Origin of the sequence: Mesorhizobium sp. M7A.F.Ca.CA.004.12.1.1 (assembly GCF_003997835.1) — a bacterium.
Classification (GTDB): domain Bacteria; phylum Pseudomonadota; class Alphaproteobacteria; order Rhizobiales; family Rhizobiaceae; genus Mesorhizobium.
Genome location: NZ_RZRK01000465.1, coordinates 1 through 4,990 on the forward strand (window position 1 = coordinate 1; position 4,990 = coordinate 4,990).

Below are 4,990 nucleotides of genomic sequence, written 5' to 3' on the forward strand. Positions count from 1 at the left end.
GGCGACTGCCACGACCTGCTTTTCAAGAGCTGCTTTGAAGTCTCCCAGATGAAAATCGGCCAGGACCTGAGATGCCGCCGTGGCGGCGCGATCGATGAAGTTAGCGAATGCCATTGTTCAACTCGATATCATGATCATTCGCGACAGTGCCGCGGGAGGGAGCGCATTCCATTTGGCCTTTTCGTCAAGCCGATAGGCGGCGACCCGAGCAAAATCGAAAGGCTCGCGGGCGAAATTCGGCACGACCAGCGACAGACACCCAACCGTGGTAGCAACCGCATAAGCGTCGTCCGTCGTCGAATGGTAGGCGCGGCCCGGATGGCTGTGAATCTGGGCCAAGAGTTTCAGGCCGCTTTTGTAGAGCCAGACATTGAGCCGGTGCAGTTCTTCGGCCGCAACGATCACGCAAACGCCATCGTTTGTCCGAATGTGACGCTGCGCCGGGATAACCGTCTCTGTTACGGCAAAGTGCCGCTCTTGCTGAACGCCGACCCAGAGCGCCATCCCCTCATTGCCCTCGCGACCAACTGAGCGCAGATGCCCATGCGTGGTCGAGATGCAGCCGCGCGGGAGAGTCACGATCGTTACATCTCTCAAACCAGTCATTCTTGTATCGCCTGAGGGGATACCACCATTCCTACGATTGTCGGTTGGAGTTGAATCTGCAACTGCTCTATAGGAACGATTCCGTACTTGATGATCTTGTCCAGGATGAAGGCCAAACAGCCTTCGCCAGAACCCCGATGAAGCAGCCATGGATCACCTGAATGGGCTGGATTGTCGTGGTATTCCCGGACGCCCGCCATGCACAGGAATGGTTCGTCCTCGGGACTGTTGGCCTGGATGAAGTCCGTCAGCGGCACGGCGTTCTGCTGGATGAGAGCTCCTATCATCTCCGGCGGCGTTCCGGGCAGCGGCGGACGTCTAAGCATTTTCAGGTATAGATCTTTCCGGGCAATCGGATGACGCGTAAACGGATCGACGAAGACCACGGACGGTGGTCTTAAGTCGTAGTCGGTGAAGTCGACCTCGCTCGCTGCGCTGACCACCCGTGGCTTTAACTTGGGGCTGGCGAAAATGAAGAAAGCGCGCGGAAAGGTCGCCTCGATCAAGAAGCAGCCCTGAGCCCGATAGACATCAGCATATGGCCGGAACCGGCCGATCTCCCGATCAAACTTCGCTCGGGAGACCTCCGGATCCACACTTTGGTGTTTAGGCACCTGCGACGCCCGCCTTCAGGCTGAGGAACAGGGTCACAGTATTCGGGAAACCGAAGTCGCCAAGCTTCTTGTCGACATCGAGCAAGTTGCCGGCCTCATCCTTGAATTCCCAATTCTCGGCTGGTTGGGCGACATTCTGCGTGTTCTCAAGGGCTTTGGTACGAATGACGTGAAGCGGCTGGTTGGGATTGGCTTCGACCTGCGTGGGCTGGCCGTTCACCACCACCGTGATCTCGATCTTGCCCGGTCCGCCGCCGTGATTATCGCCCTTACCCGAATCCTTCGACATTGTCCTACTCCTGTGGCTTGCCAACCGCCCCACGCCCTGGCGCCCACCTGCGAGTGAGACCGGCGGTCTTCAATCGTTCACCCGGCGCCACGGCCGCGAGTACGCGAAAGACAGGGGATAAGCTACCGAATCGGTGCTTGCTTTCTTTTATGGGTGACTTGAGCCGCAAGTAAATGGTCTCAAATTGCTCCTCACAACTATAATCGATTAGAGCAATGCAAAAATATTGGCGACACGCCTATTCATCTGCTCTCTCACTCGCCTGCTCCGTGCTTGGCAAGGGGAGCTTTGACTGCGTCACGCGTCCCCCAAGCAGCCGATTGCGCCGGCAGCGCCGTAGGAACCGTCGTTCAGAGTCTTCACCACTCAAGCAGCCGCATGGATGCAGCCGACGCTCGTCTCCACAAACAGCGCAAGTGGTGCCTTGTTGGATAAGGTCGCCTCGTCCCTGGTGCAGCATCTGTCGGAACGGGTCCGCTGCGAGACCATGCCTCATCATCGCCCATGCGCAGCAGCCGGCGGTCGATGCTCGTAAGGCGTTCTGCTCATTTCGTGGCGAAGGCGCTGCTCGACTCGCGGACATATGCGGGCACCGAGGCGGAGGCTGACCAGTCGGCGCCGCGTTCGCGGATGTCGCTTGCAATGTGCTCGCGTGCGTTTGCCGCCGGCGACCTTGCCGTCCTCGCCTGCTATGGCGAGCCGGCGCAAGCGGATTGCTCGATACTGCCGGCGAGGCTGCGGGCCGGTCCTAACGGCCGTTCACAAGAGCTTGCATCAGCAACTGGCAATCGGATCGATAACTTCGCGATCGCCGTTATGGCGCGGAGATGCGGTCTCGCCGGGTTGTGGCTGGCGCTTCGTTGTGGGCGGCGCGTCGTAGCCGAGGGAGCAGGGGCGGCGCCATGATCCAGACCGAACGCGCGCTGCAGCAGGTGCTTGAGTGGGGGCGTGCCCTGACCGGTTTCGCGGATGAGCATGCTGAGGAAGCGGTAAGGGGCGGCCAGTATATCCTGCAACGCATTCACCCGAGCCTGCGCGACACCAGCGCCCGCACCGGCCGCGATCCGCAGGACGAAACGCTGATCGTGGCGTTCTATCGCGAACTGGCGCTGCTGTTCTGGCTAGACGATTGCAACGACGTTGGCCTGATCGCGCCGGAGCAGCTCGCCGCCCTGGAGCAGGCGCTGGGGCACGGCGTACCGTGCGTGCTCTCCGGATTCGAGGGCTGCGCTCAGCTGCGCGCTTCGCTGGCTGCGCTCGCTTACGATCGTCACGACTATGCTCGGCTTCTCGACTATACCCGGTGCTACTGCGCGGCGCTGCGCGCCGGACACGCGCAGGCGGCAGGGGCGCGACGCTGGTCTTACGCCGAGTACCTGCACAACGGCATCGATTCGATCGCTTACGGGACCGTGTTCTGTTGCCTGTCGCTGCTGTGGGGGCTGGACATGGCGACCTTGCGCGCGCGTCCAGCGTTTCGCCAGGTCCTGCGGCTCATCTCAGTGATAGGGCGCCTGCAGAACGATCTGCATGGACGCGACAAGGACAGGTCGGCCGGCGATAACGCGGCGATCCTGCTTCTGCAGCGCTATCCGGCTATGCCTGTGGTTGAGTTCCTCAACGACGAGTTGGCCGGCCATACGCGCATGCTGCACCGGGTGATGGCGGAAGAATGCTTTCCCGCGCCGTGGGGACCGTTGATCGAGGCGATGGCGGCGATCCGCGCGCAGTACTACCAGACTTCGACCAGCCGCTATCGCAGCGACGCTGCAGGGGGAGGCCAGCGTGCGTCGGCCTGGACGCGCCGGAGGCGGCGGCTTGGGCGCGCTGCCGTCGGTTCGATCCGACGCAACGCCGTCGCCCGCTGCTACGGATGGAGCGAGCATGAGCGACACCGCCCTGAGCCGGGGAAGGACGAACATCTGGACATCGTGCTGGATCGGCGAACGGCGCCGGCCACGGTGGCCGCTGGCTGGGAGTACATCCATTTCGAACACTGCGCACTGCCCGAGTTGGACCTGACGCAGATCGACCTGCGCGCCTCGCTGCTGGGCAAGGCTATGCGCGCGCCGCTGCTGATCAGCTCTATGGCCGGCGGCATGCCACGGGCCGAGGCCATCAACCGGCATTTGAGCGAGGCAGCGCAAGCCTTGGGGATCGCCATGTGCGGTTCGCAGCGTGTGAGCCTGCAATCCCGCAACTCCCAGGGGCTAACGCGCGCGCTGCGCCGCCTGGCGCCAGACATTCCCTTGCTGGCCAATATCGGCGCCGCGCAACTGCGGGAGGCCGACGGCCTGGACCTGGCGCGTCGCGCGGTGGACGCGCTGGAGGCCGATGGGCTCATCGTCCATCTCAATCCGCTGCAGGAAGCGGTACAGCCGGAGGGCGACCGCGAACTGGCGCGGCGTCCTGGCGCTGATCGCTGGCGCCGCGCGCATCGTGGGCGTGCCGATGGTGGCCAAGGAAGTGGGGGCGGGCCTGTCCGCCTCGGTGCCTGTGCGCTCGTCGAGGCGGGCGTGGCGGTAATCGATGTCGCCGGCGCCGGCGGCACCAGTTGGGCCGCAGTGGAGGGCGAGCGCGCCCGCAATGCCGCCGACCGTGCAGTGGCGATGTCATTCGCCGATTGGGGGATTCCACCCTGACCAGCGTGCAGGCGGTGCGTCGGGCGCTGCCAACGGTGAAGCTGATCGCGTCGGGCGGGATCCGCGATGGCGTCGACGTGGCCAAGGCCATCCGCCTGGGCGCGGACATCGCCGGGCAGGCGGCCAGCGTGCTGGGCGCGGCGACAGTGTCCACCGGGGCCGTTGTCGCGCATTTCGAGATCGTCATCCGCCAGTTGGCCGTCGCCTGCTTCTGCACGGGCTCGGCTGATCTGGCGGCGTTGCGTCAGGCGCGCTTGTTGCCCTCGTCGCATTTGTCCGCCGGTTGATGTCGGCGTCGTCCGCACGCTAACAGCAGGCTGCTGAAATACCTACGCCAAAGACAGACTATTGATCCCCCTGGCGAGACGGCTCGATTGACGGGAGCGATGTGTTCATGGAGCAGCTGTTCACGATGAAGCGGTTGGAAGATTTCGTTCCAGCCGGTCATCCTGGTGCCCGCACCGGCTGATGATCAATGGAGCGCTGGTGCGGCTAGACGGCATCCTTTCCGGCATGTACGCCTGCAGTGCCAAAGGCGGTCGCCCCAGCGTTGCGCCGGAGAAATTGCTGCGGGCCGTGTGTTGCAGGTGTTCTACAGCGTCCGTCGGAATTGATGCAGCAGGTGCTGCTGTGGCAAGGCCAAGACCCGGGAATGCCGTCAGCTTTGATCAGGCGCTTCGGGCCGTCGGAAACGCGCGAAGAGTCCGGCTTTCGAAAAAGGCCGAACGCCTCAGATAAAGCCAGAACTCCTTGGGTCACCATCAAACCAATTTGACGCCCCGGGACAATTTCGTCCGGCATTGTCCGGTGTGCGACGATGTTGGGGATGCGACATAGGC

General features: G+C 63.1%; 3 protein-coding genes and 3 pseudogenes. 3 read left to right on the plus strand and 3 right to left on the minus strand.

The annotated features are described in order from the left end of the window. Positions 1–117: 117 nt before the first annotated feature. Genes EN984_RS22565 through EN984_RS22575 form a run of 3 tightly spaced genes read right to left on the minus strand, consistent with a single transcriptional unit; the run spans position 118 to position 1,509 of the window. Positions 118–606: a Mov34/MPN/PAD-1 family protein gene (locus tag EN984_RS22565; RefSeq protein ID WP_024505652.1), complete on the minus strand. Its 489-nt coding sequence runs from the start codon at positions 604–606 to the stop codon at positions 118–120. Then, positions 603–1,220, minus strand: a complete 618-nt coding sequence (locus EN984_RS22570; protein WP_024505653.1) for a putative metal-binding protein — start codon at positions 1,218–1,220, stop codon at positions 603–605. The genes EN984_RS22565 and EN984_RS22570 overlap by 4 nt, the downstream gene beginning before the upstream one ends. Beyond that, entirely contained in the window at positions 1,213–1,509 is a 297-nt protein-coding gene (locus EN984_RS22575) for a DUF2604 domain-containing protein (RefSeq protein ID WP_024505654.1), read from the minus strand. Before EN984_RS22575 ends, EN984_RS22570 begins: the two co-directional genes overlap by 8 nt. A gap of 902 nt (positions 1,510–2,411) precedes the next feature. On the opposite strand from EN984_RS22575, the pseudogene EN984_RS22585 reads away from it, so the two are divergent. The 3 pseudogenes from EN984_RS22585 to EN984_RS38935 form a co-directional block, all read left to right on the plus strand. After that, positions 2,412–3,305, plus strand: a pseudogene (locus EN984_RS22585) (hypothetical protein); the annotation flags it as partial. A gap of 88 nt (positions 3,306–3,393) precedes the next feature. Then, a pseudogene (gene fni / locus EN984_RS22590) lies at positions 3,394–4,438 on the plus strand (type 2 isopentenyl-diphosphate Delta-isomerase). An 86-nt stretch (positions 4,439–4,524) separates the two neighbouring features. After that, positions 4,525–4,756, plus strand: a pseudogene (locus EN984_RS38935) (IS5/IS1182 family transposase); the annotation flags it as partial. Between the last annotated feature and the right edge of the window lie 234 nt (positions 4,757–4,990).

Coding starts and splice junctions, on each gene's coding strand:
- EN984_RS22565 (WP_024505652.1), bottom strand. CDS start 606: ATGACTGGTTTGAGAGATGTAACGATCGTGACTCTCCCGCGCGGCTGC.
- EN984_RS22575 (WP_024505654.1), bottom strand. CDS start 1,509: ATGTCGAAGGATTCGGGTAAGGGCGATAATCACGGCGGCGGACCGGGC.